The 18,207-nt window shown below is 49.9% G+C and carries 17 protein-coding genes and 1 pseudogene; all 18 read right to left on the bottom strand.

Features of this window, described 5'->3' with window-relative positions:
- Window positions 1-356: 356 nt before the first annotated feature.
- Window positions 357-1,394, bottom strand: a complete 1,038-nt coding sequence (locus tag ACX9GV_RS10875; protein ID WP_473195523.1) for a hypothetical protein — start codon at window positions 1,392-1,394, stop codon at window positions 357-359.
- Window positions 1,391-2,386, bottom strand: coding sequence for an ACP S-malonyltransferase (locus ACX9GV_RS10870; protein ID WP_473195522.1), 996 nt, complete (start codon window positions 2,384-2,386; stop codon window positions 1,391-1,393). The genes ACX9GV_RS10875 and ACX9GV_RS10870 overlap by 4 nt, the downstream gene beginning before the upstream one ends.
- Window positions 2,361-3,761: a hypothetical protein gene (locus tag ACX9GV_RS10865; RefSeq protein WP_473195521.1), complete on the bottom strand. Its 1,401-nt coding sequence runs from the start codon at window positions 3,759-3,761 to the stop codon at window positions 2,361-2,363. Before ACX9GV_RS10865 ends, ACX9GV_RS10870 begins: the two co-directional genes overlap by 26 nt.
- Entirely contained in the window at window positions 3,761-4,588 is an 828-nt protein-coding gene (locus ACX9GV_RS10860; protein ID WP_023489364.1) for an outer membrane lipoprotein-sorting protein, read from the bottom strand. The genes ACX9GV_RS10865 and ACX9GV_RS10860 overlap by 1 nt, the downstream gene beginning before the upstream one ends.
- A gap of 24 nt (window positions 4,589-4,612) precedes the next feature.
- Window positions 4,613-5,365, bottom strand: a complete 753-nt coding sequence (locus ACX9GV_RS10855) for an SDR family oxidoreductase (RefSeq protein WP_023489363.1) — start codon at window positions 5,363-5,365, stop codon at window positions 4,613-4,615.
- A gap of 20 nt (window positions 5,366-5,385) precedes the next feature.
- The gene (locus ACX9GV_RS10850) at window positions 5,386-6,711 is read right to left on the bottom strand and encodes an ABC transporter permease (protein ID WP_023489362.1); all 1,326 of its coding nucleotides are present in this window, start codon (window positions 6,709-6,711) and stop codon (window positions 5,386-5,388) included.
- On the bottom strand, window positions 6,708-7,403 hold the full coding sequence (locus tag ACX9GV_RS10845; protein WP_473195520.1) for a hypothetical protein: 696 nt from the start codon (window positions 7,401-7,403) through the stop codon (window positions 6,708-6,710). Before ACX9GV_RS10845 ends, ACX9GV_RS10850 begins: the two co-directional genes overlap by 4 nt.
- Window positions 7,384-8,097 (bottom strand): ABC transporter ATP-binding protein, encoded by a 714-nt coding sequence (locus tag ACX9GV_RS10840; RefSeq protein WP_023489360.1) that lies wholly within the window; start codon window positions 8,095-8,097, stop codon window positions 7,384-7,386. Before ACX9GV_RS10840 ends, ACX9GV_RS10845 begins: the two co-directional genes overlap by 20 nt.
- Window positions 8,094-8,861: a hypothetical protein gene (locus ACX9GV_RS10835; RefSeq protein ID WP_023489359.1), complete on the bottom strand. Its 768-nt coding sequence runs from the start codon at window positions 8,859-8,861 to the stop codon at window positions 8,094-8,096. The genes ACX9GV_RS10840 and ACX9GV_RS10835 overlap by 4 nt, the downstream gene beginning before the upstream one ends.
- Window positions 8,861-9,913: an ATP-binding protein gene (locus ACX9GV_RS10830; protein WP_473195519.1), complete on the bottom strand. Its 1,053-nt coding sequence runs from the start codon at window positions 9,911-9,913 to the stop codon at window positions 8,861-8,863. The genes ACX9GV_RS10835 and ACX9GV_RS10830 overlap by 1 nt, the downstream gene beginning before the upstream one ends.
- A complete protein-coding gene (locus ACX9GV_RS10825; protein WP_473195518.1) occupies window positions 9,906-11,135 on the bottom strand; it encodes a beta-ketoacyl synthase N-terminal-like domain-containing protein in 1,230 nt (409 codons plus the stop codon). Before ACX9GV_RS10825 ends, ACX9GV_RS10830 begins: the two co-directional genes overlap by 8 nt.
- Window positions 11,132-13,690, bottom strand: a complete 2,559-nt coding sequence (locus ACX9GV_RS10820; RefSeq protein WP_473195517.1) for a beta-ketoacyl synthase N-terminal-like domain-containing protein — start codon at window positions 13,688-13,690, stop codon at window positions 11,132-11,134. The genes ACX9GV_RS10825 and ACX9GV_RS10820 overlap by 4 nt, the downstream gene beginning before the upstream one ends.
- Before the next feature lie 258 nt (window positions 13,691-13,948).
- Window positions 13,949-15,190, bottom strand: coding sequence for an aminomethyl transferase family protein (locus ACX9GV_RS10815; protein ID WP_473195516.1), 1,242 nt, complete (start codon window positions 15,188-15,190; stop codon window positions 13,949-13,951).
- Window positions 15,187-15,513 (bottom strand): acyl carrier protein, encoded by a 327-nt coding sequence (locus ACX9GV_RS10810; protein WP_023489354.1) that lies wholly within the window; start codon window positions 15,511-15,513, stop codon window positions 15,187-15,189. Before ACX9GV_RS10810 ends, ACX9GV_RS10815 begins: the two co-directional genes overlap by 4 nt.
- Window positions 15,510-16,121: a 3-hydroxyacyl-ACP dehydratase FabZ family protein gene (locus ACX9GV_RS10805; protein WP_473195515.1), complete on the bottom strand. Its 612-nt coding sequence runs from the start codon at window positions 16,119-16,121 to the stop codon at window positions 15,510-15,512. Before ACX9GV_RS10805 ends, ACX9GV_RS10810 begins: the two co-directional genes overlap by 4 nt.
- Window positions 16,122-16,137: 16 nt before the next feature.
- A complete protein-coding gene (locus ACX9GV_RS10800) occupies window positions 16,138-16,893 on the bottom strand; it encodes an SDR family oxidoreductase (RefSeq protein ID WP_023489352.1) in 756 nt (251 codons plus the stop codon).
- 22 nt (window positions 16,894-16,915) lie between these two features.
- Window positions 16,916-17,284 (bottom strand): holo-ACP synthase, encoded by a 369-nt coding sequence (acpS, locus tag ACX9GV_RS10795; protein WP_473195514.1) that lies wholly within the window; start codon window positions 17,282-17,284, stop codon window positions 16,916-16,918.
- Between the two features lie 476 nt (window positions 17,285-17,760).
- A pseudogene (locus ACX9GV_RS10790) lies at window positions 17,761-17,998 on the bottom strand (IS630 family transposase); the annotation flags it as partial.
- Between the last annotated feature and the right edge of the window lie 209 nt (window positions 17,999-18,207).

Genomic DNA, 18,207 nt, shown 5'->3' with positions numbered 1-18,207 from the left:
AAAAAATTTGAATTTAACCCTGAGCAACTATTTTAAATAGTTAATGTATTGTATCAATTGTTATTGAAATGGGATTTACTCTTCTGACTATTAATTAATATTTCATGTGTGCATAAAATTAATAACATCATCGGCAAGCGATGGGAAGCGCTAGTCACATGCCAACTAGATGAACTCAGGGTGAGAGATAAATCGGCAAGGAGCGGATTTGAACGCGGGATGCCTCAGGGAAGAGGTTAATAACTGCAGCCAACACCGCTGCAGCTTTATTGATGACAGGTATATTTATCAGTGAGGTGCGACCAAGCAGGCCGCACCTTCTCTAGTGGCGAGTATATTGCTACTGCATTATATCGTCATTTTATTGCCTTAGGATTGGCATGTGCTAGATGACGTTTACGCATTTCCAGTGCTTCATTGAAATTACTGTATAGAGTCTGATAGCGCTCCACACAATAGACTGCCAGGAGCGGCAACAGTGCGCAGAGATAGAGCGGAATAAATTGTGGTGTGATATGCCAAGCAGCAAAAATCAGACAGATCACGATGCTCCATAACAGCGTAGCCAACAACCAGATTAGAGCACGTTTAAAGCGAGTCAGTTTACTGGTGAATGACCAGGGAGCAAACGGTGCCGCGTCAGTATCTAGCGTACCATTCAATATTTCCCCGAATAGCACATAACGTCTTGACCGGCTGGCAAACGCCAACATAAACAGTATCACGATACCCATGAGGATCATAAACGCGATGACAAAGGCAGGGTCTGAGTAGCCAGCGGCTAGGCTAAATGCGGGTTTACGAGCAATGGGAAATACCAAGGCGAAGTTTATCAGCAGGCTCAATAACAAATCTTCAGCCACATAGCCTGGCAGGCTGCGTTGCCGGGGGCGATAAGCATTGATATCGTTGTAGGAGTTTAACGCGAGTATGATATTGAACGGGATCGATTTATTTAGCTGGATCAGCATCAAGGTAGGCAATATCACGACGCCAAGTAACGCAATCAAGGTATAGCGCCAGTCTGCACCGCCCAGCCAAATCAGGCAACTTAACGCGACCACCAAGCTCAGGGTCACCAGAGAAGCCCAAAAAGGTCGGTATAGTAATTTAGCCATCCCCTCGATATTACGCTGTGTATAGCCCGCCAGCACTTCCGGGCTTTCGAAAGCCCGTGCGGTAAATATGCTATATGCCCAATAGCCCCGGCCATCGCGCATCATGGTCCAGACGATGGACAGACAAATCGCGCTTAACCCGGTGATAATCTCCAGCAAGGTGATGTCAATCGCATTGCGAATCAATGACGAAGTCAGAATGCTGGAGGTCAGCACCACAGGTATTATCGCTACCCGTAGGTATTTTTTACTAAAAGGAGCAAATCTTGGGATCATGCGGCCCTTAACCCCGCTTGCTGGAGTTGACTGCCCACAATATGGTAATAGTGCTGGATGTGATAATCCTCGCGAGAGCCATAATGCTCTGCGAGCAGATGACTGAGGGTTTTCTTATTACTGATCTCCAGATAGCGGCAGTACCCCATTTGCGCCCACTGATCCATGCTTTCACGCCAACGTACAGTATGGGTAAGATGCAGCGCCAGGTTTTCTTTGATCTGGGCCACGTCATTTTCCACTTTAGCGCTATAGTTCATGATCACTGGGCGGGTGGGTGAAGAAAAGGGCAGGCTAGCCAATGCCTCACGCATCTGAGTTACCCCTTCACTCATCAACGGCGTATGCCAGGCACCATTGACGCCCAGCTTGATAGTATTCACCCCGCTACGCGTGAGATGGTTGATCAGCGTCTTTACCGCTGTCAGTTCACCACCAACCACTTGCTGTTGCCGCCCATTATCGCAGGATACATTCAATACATCCCACAGATCCAGATTGTCAATATGCTCGCATAGTGCCTTATAGCTGTAAGGTTTGACCACATACATCGCCCCTTTGCGCTGTTCGGCCAGATTTTGCATGATGGAGGCTCGTAACGTAATAGCGCGAAACAGCGTCTCCAAATCCATCACTCCAGCAGCATAGAGAGCGGTGTATTCCCCGGCACTGTGCCCAGCATATCCTGTTTCCAACACAGGGTCCCGCTCACGTAACGATGTCAACATCGCTGTGTTAACAGTAGTGACAGCCAACTGTTGGTAAACGGTTTTAGTCAGACGCGTCATCGGCCCTTTCTGACACAGCTTGCGCACGTCCAGCCCAGAAACATCGCTGGCACAGTCCCATACTGCTCTGGTACCGGCTGAGATGTCGCAAACATCGCTGCCCATGCCGATGACTGGGGAGCCCTGGCCAGGGAAGATCATCATCCAACCTTGGGCCATATTAGTGGTGATGTCTGTATCACCAATTGATTCGTATACCTGCATAGATATTTCCTTTTTCTCCGAAGGTGCCAAATTCACTGTCCTTGCTGCCGAAACTGGCTGCAACACCGGTATAAACCTCAATACTGTTTTTTAACGGCGTGCTTAAATGCAGATTCAGCATATTACTACCATCCGCCAGATTGGCCATGCCAGAGACTGACCAGTCGATATTGCCAACCTGTCCTTTATTGGTGCGGATATAAAGTGTGACATAGTGCTTTCCGAGCAGATTTCCACCACGGGCAACATTGTCGGTTTCTGCCGCCATCATGCGGGAGTAAAGTTGATAGGATGCGCGATAAAGTGCGGCAATCTCTGGCGGTAGTGGATTGGCATAACCGCCATTAACGAAACGGATAGTATCGAAGTTATCCTTCCACTCACTGCGGCTGTAGCCTTGACTCTGGCCGTAATATTCCGCGCCGTATTCGGTTTGATCGTCGCTGGTGTAACGTAAACCAGCACCGATGTCTGCTTGAGCACCGTCAGAGCGCATTTTGTATGGCACTTGTACAGAACGATACTCACGTATGGCACGTGCTGATGCGGTGTCCAGATGACGCCAGGTCTGCCCATGAGAAACCGACCCTTCAACACTGAGGATCAGCTTATCTGTCAGGTTGCCGCTGGTGCCGATTGCCAGCGTTTTCTGGTTGCCAACAAGTACGGATATGGTCGGGTTGAAGGTTTTCAACCCGGTGGCGGTATAGCTGGCATAATATCTGTCGGTGCTGTTGGTCCGCTGTAGTGGATCCCATTCAGAGGCAGCTTCCTGGCGCTGAGTGTTACGCTTCAAGCGCGGAAAGGCCGCCAGTGTGTAGGTGCCTTCATTGCGATACAATGAATTGCTGACACCATAAGCGCCTTCATCATAGAAATTACGCCAACGATCCGCTAGGCCAAAGATACGGACGTTACGTATGTTGCCAATGATATTGCGCGATAAATCAAGGGGAGCAACAGAGAACAGATAGCCGCTGGTTTTGCGTATCTTACCGGCATCGATGTACCAACTGTCACTGACTTTCCAGCTGCCGACCACCTCGTTGATAACGCCAAACCCTTGACGGCGTTTATCCTCCAGAGTTCCCGGCTGACGGGCATGGGCAACATATTGCCCACTGGCTTGCGCCTTGACGCTGAAGGTGTCAGTCAATTTACAGAGCCCGACACTGGAAAGGTACAGGTTGGCAGCGGTGTTATTACGAAACGCCGGACTGTCGAACTGCCACAACGAGGCAGAGGTATGGGAGGAAACCCCCTCAATACCCGCATAACCACGTTGTAGCTGGCAATCAACTGCCCAACTGGCATCACTGTAGGTGCCAGCTAACAACAGCATACCGGTAACGGAAAGCCAGTTAGTCGCCATCATTAATTCAGTCTCATCAGATACTCTTTCTGGAAGTAACTTTCCGGCAACGATTCCAAACGGACGTCGCTATAACGCATGGTCGTGTAGTTACCTTTTTGCAGAGCATCCTCTACGACGATAGTCGTTGGCCGCATTTTGCCCAGCACCTGCTGAAAATCGCGATAATAGGAACGCTTGAGCAAGACGCCATCGGCAGAAAGAAAATCGGCCCGGTTGGGGAAGCCAGTCTCTTTATCTACCCAATAAGTGATGGCCGGGTAGGTGACATGGGGCCAGCGGCGTTGCAATGAAAGTTTGTAACAGGTTTTCTCCCCACAGGCTTCCTCACCCACCAACTTGGAGATATAGGAATAATCGAAGTCAGCGGCCACCACGTCACCGTTAGAGACCTGGCCCATCAGGCGCTGTTGGCGTGAGATAGGGATCGGACGCCGTAGGTCAGGGGAGAAATACCACATTTTGTCCAGGTCGGAGAGCAAGGCTTTGCCTTTGTCGCGCACTGGAGAGACAAAGCGTACCAGTGCTCGTGCATCCCCTTTCTCTACCCGCTCAGAAGGTTTGTAGAAACGCATGGAGACATCCAGCACCTGCTGGTTCTCTGTCACGTCACGCCCTCCTTTATGTTCGAGCAGGGTTAAGGTGTAACGGAAAGGTTGATCCGGTGCGCGCACACGATCGGCGCGGCGGATAATTTCGCGCGCACGCTGATCTTCCTGAGTCAGGTTGTTCAATTGGTCACGTTCAAGTGAACTCGGCACTTGTTCTGCTGCTTGAGCTAGACCTGAAAGGCCCAAAAGTATTAGGCATCCAGCGAGTTGACGTTTCATCGTTATAATCCTTATTGATAATACTTAGGGTTCAAGTGTCATGCCAAGATCGGCCATCAGGGTGGCACCACGTATCGCGCTTGACTGGTCAGAGACCAAAAAAGCAGTGATGTTGGCCACTTCTTCCGGCTCCACCAGCCAACGACGTGGTTTACTTTCGTAGCGCTCGAACATCTCTGGCCACAGCTCTTTCAAGAACGGCATCATATCGGTATTCACCATCCCAGCGCAGATACCGTTGACTCGGATCTTGCGGTCATACAGTTCTATTTCCAGGTAGCTCACCAGGTTTTCCAACGCTGATTTAGCAATGCCGAGCGGGTAATTTGGTAATACGCGCCGGCTACCCAGGCTAGAAATTGCACAAATTGTGCCGCCTTCAGTCATCATCGGCACTATTTCCTGGACGCAGGCGGTGTTGCCAATCAAGTTGGTATTGAGCAACAGTTTCCAGTCATTGCGTGTCATCTCCATAAAGGGTTTGAACGGCGCAGCGGCGGCATTCAGCACGAGGTGATCGATCCGCTCGATACCCTCTTGGCGCAGCTTTTTCATCATTTCACTGATATCACGTGGTTCGGCGATATCCGCTTTAGCCAATGTCACCTTGACCCTGGTTTCTGCTGCTACAAAACGTTGCAGGTTGGCGGCACTTTTTCCCTGATCCTTGCGGTAGTTGAGGATCAGATCGTAGCCCTCTTGTGCCAGCTTTTCAGCGATAGCCATGCCAATGCCACGGCCAGCGCCAGTGATGAGTACAGTTTGTCCTTTTGACATCTTTTTTCTCCCTGAGAGTATTAAACAAAGCGGAATGCTTCCGCAATCACCAGTTTCGAGGCCCGGCGAGCCGGGATAATGGATGCGATTAATGCGGTTACCAGTGGTAACGCACAGGAGAACCAGAACAGATTGATATCCTGATCCCACATCACAAAAGCCAGATAGCCTTGGGTGTAGCCCGGAGACGGCGGCATTGGTATTCCATTGATATTGATGAGTGTAGCAATCAATATGCCAAAGCTGACGCTTAGCACCGAACCAATGATGCCGATGATGATCCCCTCCAGCACAAACAGGCGACCAATATAGGATTGGTTGAGGCCTAAGGCGCGCAACGTCGCAATTTCCCGAGTACGTTCAATCACGTTCATCATCAGCGTATTACCGATCATGAACACTACAATGACGCTGACAATCGATTTGATGAACAGGAAAATCCCTTCAAACAGGTTAACCACCTGATGGTAGAAAATCGCCAATTCATCCCAAGAGCGCGATTCCAGGTTGAGCTTTTTATCGCTGATCAACTGATTGATGCGCGCCAGTACTCTCTCGGTTTGCTCGGTGTCCTGCAACATAATGATGATTTTACTGACACCGTCAGTCTGCAACAGGCGCTGGGCAGTTTGCAGCGGCATTTTGATTGCCGTATCGTCATACTCTTTGATACCAGACTGGAAGACGCCTCTCACCTGGGAAGACATGGCATTTTGCCCACCCTGCGGGTTGACCACCAACATATCTACCCAATCGCCATAGCCTGCAGAGAGGGCATTGGCGATACCCGAACCGATGGTAATCTCCTGCGGCCTAACCCGTGACAGGTCGCTACCCGAAATGATTCTATCGAGAGAGCCCAGCACCAAGGAGGTTTGTGGTTCAATCCCCACACCGGTAAAGAAAGTAGAGGTTCCTTTGTCGTATTGCGAGATGATGCCGCTGAATGCCAGTTGACCGGTAATGGTGGTGATCTTCGGTGCTATCACTGGGTCGGCCAGCAGAATATTTTTCACCTCATCATAATTATTGATGGTGTACTGCAGCGAATTGTTAGCACCACTGCTGAGATACCCTTTCTCGTACAATTGGATATGACCGAGGTTGGTACGGATGGTTTGCTCACGCAGGGCCCAAAACGAATAATCGACAAAGCCACCGAAGATAAATACGGCCACGCCACCCAGCGTGATAGCCAGCAGCGTGACTCCAGAACGGCGGCGCTGGCGGAACAGGTTGAGGAAGGTGTAACGGATATCCGTTGGTTTTCGGATTGCCGTTATTATCACCACCAACAGTGCATAAACAATAATAATGTTGGAGATCCAGAACAAGATATTCATCATAGCGGTATCTCCGCCAAGGGTTGGAGAATGTTTTTCAGTTCAGCTGGCGTCCATGCTGGTGCCGCACGGCCTTTAAGAGCAGCGAGGCGTTTCCCTTCTTCACCCAGTTGAGCCAGTGATGCCAATGCGGCTTTGGCATCGCTTTCGCGTTGGCAATCGGTTAGCGCGTTCGCCGACATCAGCAATATCATCGGTTTCAAATCGGCCGGTACGGCTGGATTCTGTTGTAAAAAGTTCAGATCTTGCAATGCCACAACGCAGCGGCCATTGGATGCAGGAACAAAGGCATCCATCCTGGCACGCAGGTAGCGCATCTGCCAGTCATTTTCATCCGTTTCTGCTGCTTCATCAATGTAGAAAAAACCCAGTTTTGAGCTTTCTGCTGCACGCATATAGTTCTTCTTGAGCAGGAAATCCTTAGCCATAAACAGCTGTGCATAGCCAGAGAACATTTTGGCCATGCGGTAATCTGGGTGCTGTTGATACAGCATTTGTAACTGACCGGCGGCGTTGGTTAATGAGTCCATTGAGGCTTGAGCGTTAACCCCCAGGATCATCTGTAAACGCGTGTTGTTGTGCACACCCTGTTGCGGTTGGGCTACATTGTTAGCTTGTGAGTTGCTAGCCTGTGAAAGGCCGCTGGTCAATAGCAATATAGCGACGGCATAACGTTTAAGCGGTAAGAAAATCATTTTCCAACTCCCCATCCCTGATTTCCAACACCCGTTTGGCCTGATCGCGCAACGATAATGAATGGGTGGAAATAACAAATGTTGTTTTCAGTTCTTGATTCATGGTGAGCAGAAGATCGATGATCTCTTGCCCAGTGCGGGTATCCAGATTGCCGGTGGGTTCATCGGCGACGATCAGCCGTGGGCGTTTCACCAGTGCACGGGCAATCGCCACGCGTTGTTGTTGCCCACCGGAAAGTTCGCCTGGTGTGCGTTTGTAATGTGCCGCCAACCCTACTTTCTCAAGCATATCCATCACTTGGCCTTGTGCGACTCGGCGGCTAAAGCCGTTGAGCATCAGCGGATAATAAACGTTGTCAAATACGCTTAGCACTGGCAGTAGGTTAAAGAATTGAAAGACAAAACCAATGGCGTCTGCCCGCAAGCGTGCAGTTTGCTTGTCATTAAGCATGGAAAGATCGTTACCCAGCAGATAGACATGGCCGCTGGTGGGGTAATCAATCCCAGCCATCAGATTCAACAGCGTACTTTTACCGCTACCGGAAGGCCCACACAGCGCGATAAATTCACCATCATGAATTTCGGTGGTGATTGATCCCAGTGCCACTATGGCACCCGTGCCTTTACCGAATTTTTTGCTGGCCTGTTGCATCGACACAACAGGTAACGGTTGTGCAGTTTGTAGGGTGGTCATGGTTTTCCCCGATAATTTGACGGTAAATTAGAAGCCTCTTCGACCAGTAACAGGCGGTAATCGGCAGAAATTTCGTACACCAGATAGCCATCGCGATTGATCCATGAATGTCGGCTTATCCCTGTGCTGCTGTCGGTCGTTTCTATCAGGCACAGATCATTAAACGGTTTCGCTATCCCTGGTAGGTGAAGGTCGGTCATGCTGACATAACGACTCTGAGTCAAGACGATATCGCCACTGATGGGCACCAGCACTTGCTCACTGCGTTCGGTGCCCACGAGTGTTGAATGGCAGGGGATCGGAAAACGCAATGAGAATAGGGTGTACTCAAATTGTGTTTTATCGATACTTTTCTGCCGGTTTCCCTGCTGATCGGCAATATTTAGCGTCAGTCCCGCTGCCTTCGCCGGCATCTCGCCTTTCACCGTGCGTGTGTTGCCATCATTGTCCTCAGATATACGGTAGCTCAGGCTGTTATCCACCCCGTAGAACACCTCATCCTGATAGCGGTAATGATGTGTGTTGAGCAATACTCTCCAGGAAAATGCAATGCTGGCTTGTTGCACATAACGGCTATGTTGCTGATCCCAACGTTGAGTGACGCGGTGTTCGCCGATTGGTTTTTCCCCCCGTACAGGCAGGATGCGGTACACAGCATGGTAATCCTTGAACGTCTCGGCCTGTAGCGGCTTGGCTTGTAATAGCTTAGCTTGTAATAGCATAGCCGTTAACGCCATCAGCAGTGGAAACCCGTAACGCATCATTATAGCTGCTCCTCTGGTACCCAGCTTTCCAACAGCCAAGCACCACCTTCACCATCAAGCACACTGAGCAAGCTATGCCCGCTGTTCTTGCTTTGCTGCAGATATTGCCAAGCCAGCGCTGGGTTCATACAGCCGCTGTCGCCATAGAGATCACTGAGTGATACACAGACTTGGCTGGCCGGTAATTGCTGGAAAGCCTGTTGCTGCATAGCACGTAATGACAGCGCTGGTGGCGTGACGCCCAATACGGCATGGGTATCGGAGCCAAGAGAGGCTTTATATTGCTCTGCCAACTGCATGGCTCGCTGTTGCGGTGAGCCAGTCAGGCTCTGGTAGTCGCTCAGGTGTAAAGTTACCCCCTGGCCCGCTGCTTTTTTCAGGATAAGGCAGCCGACGCGCTCAACGCTGAATTGGCAATTGGCTGGCACTTCTCCCCGCTGCTTGGATGACGGAAAACGTTCGGTTTCCGAAAAAACCAGCACCGGGAAACTGCGGAATTGGCCACAGATAATGACGTTATCGGCCATATTGCTGTTTAGGCAGTCTTGTGCCAGCAGCAGGGCATTCATCAAACCATTACGCTCACCGCGTAATTTGCAGGTGAAATCCTTGATGCCATAATCACGCACGATACTTTTGGGCAGAATGTCGACGCTGAGTGAATCGCGCCAGCTATTGATCCCTTCAATGGTTGAGGTTTCTCCCCAAGAGTCGACATAAAACAGGGCATTGCGTTCATGGCGCAGGTGGAATTCCCCTTTGCTGCCCAGTTGGGCCACCGCTTGAGTGCAGGCGGTATTCATGCTGTTTAACCAGTCGCGATAATTGGCTTTGCGCAACGCCTCTTCAGGCAACATGTCACTGTCTACACCGAAACGGCGGAACAACCATTGGCTGCTGCCCGCTTTGGCATTGGCTTTTTTATGCAGCCAAGCTTCCCATACGTTGTACCAGCTCGGCGAAAACCGCCGCATCGGCAAACGGGGTTCAAGCAGGGAAAACCCCACCAGATTAATGGCTGCGGCCGGTATCACTCGTTTCACCTCATTCATTTGCACCCTCCCAGTTAGCGGAGATCACCATGGCGATCGCTGAACCGTCGAGCCCGATGCCTGATTTGATAATGTGCTCTTTTTCCAATGCCAACGGCGGGCTATCGGCATGAACGTGAATTTGCAGCGTTTCATCAATAGGATAACGACTGGTCAGCGCTAGGAGGCGGCGTTGTTGCAGAGCGTCAGCAATTAGCATCAGATCGAGCAGCCCGCAACAAGAGACCATATAACCTAACTGGCCTTTGTAGCTGACGACCGGGATACCCGCCTTTCCCCAGAGTTTTTGTAGCGCCATCGCCTCGGCTTTGTCACTGGCGATCACTCCATTGGCATGGGGGAAAACGCAGGCAATATCTTGTGGCGACAGATCGGCATCTACCAGTACGCGTTCTAGTGTTTGAGCGATAGTACGGAAATCGGCGGTAAAGGAACTGCTTCCCCGGCCGCCACTGCTCTGGCAAAACATCGAACTACGTAATATGGCGCTCGGTTTAAAGCCTCGTTGCTGAGCGTGTTGCCCACTTTCAAGGATCAACGCGACGACACCGTTGGTGGGTAAGATACTGCTGTTATGGTTGCTAAAGGGCTGTGAACTGCCTTCCCCCAGCATATCTTGCCCGCCAAGAAAGATGATGTCCTGAGTCTGCGTTTCCAGCCAGCCAATCACTAACACCAGATCAACCTCTCCGGCGGCAATGGATGACTGAGCAAGATGGACTGCCGCTAAAGCAGAGTTGCTAGCACAATAGAGCGAAACCGCCGGCCAACTGAGCTGATAGGTTTGCGTCAACTGTTTTACCAGCCGATCCTGATCAAAATTGCTGGCATGCAACCGTTTGATTTTTGGAAAGAACAGCAGCTCTTCCTGATCATTGCGATCCTGATAGCCTAGGTAATCAGCGATGTCAGCACGCTGACCATGGCCGACCAGATAAACTCGCACTCGTTTTCCCTGCAAATGTTCCTGACCTAAACCAGCCTTGGCTAAAGCTTGGTCAATCACTGGTTGCAGGCGAGAAAACGCCGAGCCGAAGGGTTGAGTTTCGGGTACATAGTGCGGGTTACAGCTTAAACGCAGATCCTGCCATTCACTTTCTGTGGCAAACCACGGCTGTGAACCGATCAATCTGCCTTCCACCAGACCATTAATCAGCGCCGGAAAATCCGGCGCATAGGCACTGGTCACGCCCCAACCGCTGAGGGCGACGTTATCAATCACGCCATACTCCTCAGCAGTACGGCATAATGGTTGCCTCCTTCCGTGGCACCTAGCACCAGCGCGGTACGGACATTTTTCTTTAACGGTTTGGTGACAAACGCGATATCGTCAGCAGCGAAATGCTCGGTATACGGGATAGGCAGTATTTCGCCGCGCTTCATGATCTCGGCGACCACAGCGATGTTGAGAATACCGATGCAAGATTCCACCAAGCCAAACCAGCCGTTATAGTTAACAAACGGCAGATTGCGACGAGCTTCACCAAACACTTCGCGAATTGCCCCGATCTCAGTGGCATCACGCAGGGGAGTACCATCGCTGGTACCACAAACCAGATCCACCTCTTCCAGCTTGATATCGGCTTCCTGCAAGGCTTGGCGGATAGCGGCCGTCATCGATTCGACCCTGGCTGGAATATCATCTTGCTTAAAGAAGCTGCCGTCGTTGGATTTACCGTAACCGGCGATCTCGGCGTGAATATGGGCGCCGCGCTCTTGGGCGTGCTGTAAATCTTCAATCAACAGCATGCCAGCCCCTTCACCCGGGACATAGCCCTTGGCATCTTGACTGTAAACCTTGAAATCCGCCGGATCGCAGGTCAACTGCAGATCGCTGTTGAGCGCCAACAGATAGATGGCAAATGTCCCCATGTTTTCATCAGCACCACCGACAATCACTTGAGGTTGCACAGATTGGCGAATTAATTCATAACCATAAGTCAGCGCTCCCAGCCCAGCGTTGATACCGGTTGCCAGCGAGGTGTTATAGCCTTTGATCCCTTCGGAAATGGAACAGAAGGTGGAGATGGCATTCATCAGTGACCCAGGGAATTCCGAGGTGCGCACTTTGGTTGGGTCAGGGAACAGGCTCTCAAGGTAGCGAACCACCGTTGATTGTGGCCCTTTTGACATCCCCAGGATCATGCCCAGCGTTTGACCGTCGCGTTTGATTTTACGCCCAGCATCAGTCATTGCCTGGGTAATGGCCAGCAGGGCAAAGGTGCTGATGGTATTGGCTTTGCGCGGATCAAAACGGCGCAGTGTTTTACGCGGATCCAGGTCTAATACCTGGTGCACGCCTGAAGGTTTACTCAGTTTGCTCGTCATATCCGTTTCGCCGAAATTGTTCTGCATGTAGTCAACCACTTCATGGTTGTTCTTCATGGTATTGACGATTTCGCGAAATTCCTGGCTGGTAGAGGAGTCCAGTTCCAGAGGATGAAGCTGAGAGATCGGCGCCTGCGCCCACATTTTTTCCAGTATGCTGTGCAGCGTGTGGCCCACAGAACTGACAGCCCCCATCCCAGTGATGGCGACACGTTTAGCCTGGTATTGGCTCGCTGGGCTCTGTTCTGGCTTCACGCTGGCTATCACACAGCAGTTGTTACCGCCGAAGGCATAGTTGTTCTTCATGAACATTTTGACTTCGGCTTCTTGGAACTCATTAGGCACGTAGTTGAGATCGCAGTTCGGGCGTGGCGTGCTAAAGTTGAGCGTTGGCAGGATCTTGTTTTCTGGCAACGTCAGAAAACAGGCGATGAGCTCAATAATCCCTGCGGAACCGATATTGTGGCCGACATAGGCTTTGGTCGAACTCACTGGAATATCCATGATATTCGGGAAGACCTTCTTCATGGCTAAGGTTTCACAGCGGTCGTTGGCCTCGGTACCGGTGCCATGGGCATTGATATAATCAATATCCGTTGTCTCGATTTCTGCATTTTGCATTGCGTGGCGCATGACTTGCACCGCACCGTCACCGCGTGGGTCTGGAGCAGTTTCGTGGTAGGCATCGCAAGAGGTGGCATAAGAGACCATTTCGCCGTAGATGGTGGCACCACGGGCGATAGCGTGTTCGTATTCTTCCAGCAATAACGCCCCCGCACCTTCACCAATTGACATTCCTGGCGTGCCGGAGAACGGGCTTGATGGGGTGCGCTTCATGGCGTGCAGCGCGTAGAAACCGGCAAAGGTCGGCAGGTAGATAGGTTCGGTGCCTACGACCAGAACCGTAGGGTTTTTGCCGTTCTGGATCAGGTCATAGCCGATCCCCATGGCGTTGGTACTGGCTGTACAAGCGGTGGCAACCAGTTCAAAACCGCCCTTTAGTCCCAGTAGTGAAGAAACAATGGCACAACAGGAAGAAAAACTACCTGAAACCATCGCTTTTTTCAGCGAGAAACGCTCCATCTGATGTTCGATCAGCGGCATAAACGCTTCGGTACCGGCCGAGGAAACACCGATAATCAGTCCCGTTTTATCGCGGAGCACACCATGAGGTAATTGCCCCTGATCTAAGGCTTCGTGACCAACCTTGTAGGCCCACAGGGCAGCGTTGTCCAATGAGGCGACGGTTTCAGCAGAGAGTTCTGGCCAACTCAACGGTTGCAACACCTCGGAGGCATTCGCATCCTCAAACCATTCGAGATACTTTTTGCTGGGTTTTATCCCACAGGTTTTATTCAGCAGTGCCTGTTTAAAATCGGCAACGTTATTGGCAATGGAAGAGAGGTGACCCATACCGGTAATCACCACTCTTTTGCGAGTGACTGTCATAGTGTCTTCCGTGTCAGCAAACCAGAAATCGAATGTGGATACGCCATGTTTCCATGGCGTACATAGTCCCATACTTCAAATTACTTGCGTGTTAGCTGCGCTCTGTCATCCCCAGCCACAGGGTTAGCTATGTGACTGGGGATTTCATCGATTGCCGCGTTATTCGGACCAAAATCGGGCCTGGTCCTAAAGGGCTAGCGCTGTTCGAAACATTCAGCTTTTTGTTAAGTAACTTAAATTATTTTGGGTATAAATACGTTATGCTTTTGGTGCATTTCCTGCGGCCAGTGCTGCTTTTTCGGCCTTTATTTTCTCTTCTTTCAACTTATTCCATTCGGATTGTTGCACCAAATCGCGTGGGCGCGTGCTGTCCACATAACTATGCTCTGAAGGGTTGACCAAGAAGCTATAGTTACGGGCGAAAGGCACCGCAGAAGTGGTTACCGTGATTGGACCGTTGGCTGTTACTACCTGATAAGCGTCAATGTCTGCCCATGCCATGTCATCTGTGAGGAACAGGCGGCCGAGACAGGCGTTCAAATCTGGCGAATAGTCACAGATGATCACTTCACCAATGCAGTTACCGTCAGACATCACTTTGTCGCCACGCTGAGGGATCGCATTTGGCTTACCGGCAAGGGTCATCCCCACCACTCTGTGGCTGACACCTTCCTCCAAGCGGTCATTCAGGCTTTCCAGACCGGTGAAGACTTCTTTGTCGTAGCGCACAGCCCACTGCATCTGCAATGAGATTGGGCAGCGAGTATAGGTATTTAGGGTGTCAGGTTCCCAGCAAGGGTTTTCCAGACGTACCAAGTGTTGGTAGTTCAAGCCACCGGTGCGCATATCGTACTTCTCACCGGCTTCCAGCATTTGCATCCAGACGTCGGCTAATACATCCTGTGGCCCCATAAGCTTGTAGGAGTATTCGCCGTGTTTGCCGCTACGCAGGAGAATCAGTTCGTCGTCAACGTGCATATGTTCTTGGAAGGGCAGACCGATAACGTCCATCCCGTACACTTCAGCCAGCAATTCCCAAGCGTATGGGCCTTCAAAGTGCAGCATGCCCCATTCTGGTGTTAGAGATTCGATTGACTCGATGTCTGCGAATTCTTCTTCATTTTCTGCCAGTTTGGCACGCAGCAATTCACATAATGTTTCACCGCTGACCCACTCAGATATCAGCAAAAAACGCTCGTCATCACAGGCGATATACAAATCAGTGATGATGTTGCCAGTTTCATCGAGGATCAGGCTGTACATGGCCTGCTCATCGCGGATCGATGAAACATCACCGGAAACCAGTTGGTTTAGCAGTGACCAAGCGTCATCGCCGCTGATGGCCGCAATGCCAAAGTGGGAGTAGTCGGACAGCAAAATGTTTTTACGTACTGCTTTGTATTCTTCATCCGCTGCACAATAGCTGAGTGGAATAGCAACGCCGTTGCGTTCTCCCAGGATTGCACCGTGCTGTTGATGAATTTCAGTGAGTTTGGTCATTCCTTGTCCGCTCCTGCTGTTGCTGATCCGTTGTTGATTTCTCTCTGTTTGGCGATAACAAACGAGGCCAGAGTGTTGACGTTACGCATGTAGGAAGGATCATCACCTTCTTTCACACGGATGCCGAAGGTTTCGTCGAGAAGTACGATGACTTCGGTAGCATCCACTGAGTCCAGCTTTAAACCGCTGCCAAACAATGGGGTATCGTCGTCAATCTGATTGACGTTTTGATAGAGATTCAGGCGTTCTATCAGGCCTGTTTTGATTTTCTCCAGCACAAATTTGCGCTGTTCAATCGTTTCAATAAGCGAGATGTTACTCATAGTGGTGTTTCTCCCTGGTATTTCACTTGCATGCCTTTGCTTTCAGCATTACTGATATCGGTACGAAAATTCACAATACGTCCTGAGCAAACTACATTACGCCCGACTCGAGCTTCCACTTCGTAATGGTGGAAACCATGGATATCGGCGTAAGCCAGTCGGCTGTTGACTTCAATGGTGTCGCCCGGCGAGACCATGTTCTTATATTTTACGTCTTGTGACGCTAGTACACCGATGACGCGTGCACGCTCTGTAACTATGCGTTGCGCGCCTTCTGGCGTACTCAATGCACGTGAAACGTCATCGAACTTCTTCAATTGCTGTTGAGTTTCTCGTTCATGCAATAGGCAAAAATCGTTCAGCAGGCTCAGGTATTCGCTGGACTGGCCAAAGATTTCGGCGATCATCACACCTGGCATCACCGGGTTATCAGGAAAATGCCCGGGAATGTAGGACTCGTTAAAGGTGACGTGCTTAATGACGGTGATCGAGCCCTTTTCGCCTGGCGAAAAGTCCACGATGCGGTCAACCATGAATATGGGTGCACGCCAAGCCCCCATTTTCAGTAACAAAGGCGGAGTAACTAAACTCCTGTTATAATTAGCCATTCAACTTTCCTGTCGGTTAACGCATCACCAGACCGCCATCCGCCACTAGAGTCTGCCCTACGATATAGCTGGATGCGTCTGAACTTAAAAAAGCCACCACATTGGCGATCTCGTCAACACGACCAAGACGTTTCAAGGGGATGGCGGACATTACTGTACGCACAATCTGGCGCGGTACTTTTTTCACCATTTTGGATTCGATCATACCTGGTGCCACAGCATTGACACGGATGCCCTTTGCCGCCATTTCGTTAGCAAGAGTACGGGTAAAACCGATAATGCCAGCCTTGGCAGCACTGTAATTACTCTGGCCAAAACTGGAGGTGATTCCAGATACCGAGGAGATATTCACTACTGCTGAATTGCGCGCATGGCGTAATAAAGGTAGTAACTGTTTAGTCATACTGAAGGTGCCGTACAGATTGACCTTAATAACTTGATCAAACTCTTCGTAGGTCAACGCGGAAAATACGTTATCTTTGTAGATCCCTGCATTATTAATAAGTACATGAACTGCGTGAGCCTCTTTTTCAAGCTCATCGGCCAGGCGTGAAACTTCGCTGACATCAGCAATGTCACATTGCTTAATATGCAGATTCTCACCTTGTGGATGAGAGGTTTTTAATTTTTCCAACCCGCTAGTATCATAATGGTAAATAGCGAAAACGTTAGCGCCTTGCTCAAGGTATTTTTCACAAATAGCTAAACCGATATCACCACTGGCGCCAGTGACGACCACGTTTTTACCCCCGAGATCGGGATAGTGAGACATAAATATTCCTTTATTTTAACAATTAACCCAATGCTGCAGCGGCAATCGCATGCGATTGACAATGAGAAATACTCAGCGTGGAACTGGTGAGGTTTTTTTCCTGCATTATTCGGGAAAATTCACCACTGAAGATATAATAAGGGCATCCGAGATCATCGTGCATGATTTGGATGTCGTGGAATGAGATCCCTAGACGAAACCCAGTACCAAGCGCTTTCACTGCAGCCTCTTTGGCTGCCCAGAAACCGGCCATGCGCTCGATGTTTTCGGTCAGATTCCCTAAGGACTCTTGCTCTGCCGGCGTTAACAAGAGTTGCACCAGCTTATTACCACTACGTGTTAACGCGGTATTTACCCGTGCGATTTCGATAATATCTACACCAAGATTCATTCGTCCTGACTCTCTTTCTCAATCCATTGAAACATCTTCATTAAACGTAGTTATAGTGTTTTTACTTTAAACTACGTAGGTGTTAGCTGCCTTTTTTCACCTCAGTCATATAGTTATCTATGTACCTGGGAATTCGATCAGTTGCTACCTGCAAGCAAATCGAATATTTGGTGTGTATATGCCTAAAGGCGTCAGGCGAAGATACGGTAACACGAAAAATAAAAAAAAATAATAAGAAAACTCTTAATTCATTCGGTCTATGACAGAATGAGGCGTTTTGTATCTAGTAGAATGAAAACACCTGTGAATCACTATTTTCCTTTTTGACTCCTCTTTAACTGGTCTCAGATGGTCTTTTAGATAGCTTTGTCATCGTAAAAGAATAGTGGTGAGTATTTTGTTGATATATACCCGATTAACTTAAAGATGCTGGCTTCAGCACCTGAAAATTATCATTAAGCCGAGCTGATAAACAGCCCACTATGTTTAGGTTTTAGCTTGCCTTTATTCAGGTATCCACGGATATGGTGATCAACCGTTGTTTAGTGCAAACGTAAAGCCTGAGCAATCATCACAGAGCACCTTCCCGCCTTCAGAAGCGAGAAGGATGGCCTTTATACGCTCATAAACGTGCTAATCCCTGCTGGTGTCCTGTAGGTGTTCGAGTGCGTTTTGCTGTTCTACGGTGATAAATATCTTCATGGCAAAAAGCATGCTCCTCGTAACGAACAAAATTAAGCGTTTTCAATGATCACAGATTGATACTTTTCAGGCTTCAGGCTTCAGGCTGCTTGGGTGTTAGCTGCAGTTATTCATCTCGTTCATAAGGATCGCCCCTATCGGGGCCGCTGCAAGCAACGTTCAAATCCACGCCAGGCGGATTTGTATGTCACCCCAGCCATGCTCCTGGGGATTAATGAACC

This window comes from Serratia sp. 25CWL12 (assembly GCF_055790885.1).
This window is presented reverse-complemented; position numbering and strand designations above follow the sequence as displayed.

Bases quoted from the DNA above. Each gene is read 5' to 3' on its own strand.
- ACX9GV_RS10875 (WP_473195523.1), bottom strand. From the start codon at position 1,394: ATGATCCCAAGATTTGCTCCTTTTAGTAAAAAATACCTACGGGTAGCG.
- ACX9GV_RS10870 (WP_473195522.1), bottom strand. From the start codon at position 2,386: ATGCAGGTATACGAATCAATTGGTGATACAGACATCACCACTAATATG.
- ACX9GV_RS10865 (WP_473195521.1), bottom strand. From the start codon at position 3,761: ATGATGGCGACTAACTGGCTTTCCGTTACCGGTATGCTGTTGTTAGCT.
- ACX9GV_RS10860 (WP_023489364.1), bottom strand. From the start codon at position 4,588: ATGAAACGTCAACTCGCTGGATGCCTAATACTTTTGGGCCTTTCAGGT.
- ACX9GV_RS10855 (WP_023489363.1), bottom strand. From the start codon at position 5,365: ATGTCAAAAGGACAAACTGTACTCATCACTGGCGCTGGCCGTGGCATT.
- ACX9GV_RS10850 (WP_023489362.1), bottom strand. From the start codon at position 6,711: ATGATGAATATCTTGTTCTGGATCTCCAACATTATTATTGTTTATGCA.
- ACX9GV_RS10845 (WP_473195520.1), bottom strand. From the start codon at position 7,403: ATGATTTTCTTACCGCTTAAACGTTATGCCGTCGCTATATTGCTATTG.
- ACX9GV_RS10840 (WP_023489360.1), bottom strand. From the start codon at position 8,097: ATGACCACCCTACAAACTGCACAACCGTTACCTGTTGTGTCGATGCAA.
- ACX9GV_RS10835 (WP_023489359.1), bottom strand. From the start codon at position 8,861: ATGATGCGTTACGGGTTTCCACTGCTGATGGCGTTAACGGCTATGCTA.
- ACX9GV_RS10830 (WP_473195519.1), bottom strand. From the start codon at position 9,913: ATGAATGAGGTGAAACGAGTGATACCGGCCGCAGCCATTAATCTGGTG.
- ACX9GV_RS10820 (WP_473195517.1), bottom strand. From the start codon at position 13,690: ATGACAGTCACTCGCAAAAGAGTGGTGATTACCGGTATGGGTCACCTC.
- ACX9GV_RS10815 (WP_473195516.1), bottom strand. From the start codon at position 15,190: ATGACCAAACTCACTGAAATTCATCAACAGCACGGTGCAATCCTGGGA.
- ACX9GV_RS10810 (WP_023489354.1), bottom strand. From the start codon at position 15,513: ATGAGTAACATCTCGCTTATTGAAACGATTGAACAGCGCAAATTTGTG.
- ACX9GV_RS10805 (WP_473195515.1), bottom strand. From the start codon at position 16,121: ATGGCTAATTATAACAGGAGTTTAGTTACTCCGCCTTTGTTACTGAAA.
- ACX9GV_RS10800 (WP_023489352.1), bottom strand. From the start codon at position 16,893: ATGTCTCACTATCCCGATCTCGGGGGTAAAAACGTGGTCGTCACTGGC.
- acpS (WP_473195514.1), bottom strand. From the start codon at position 17,284: ATGAATCTTGGTGTAGATATTATCGAAATCGCACGGGTAAATACCGCG.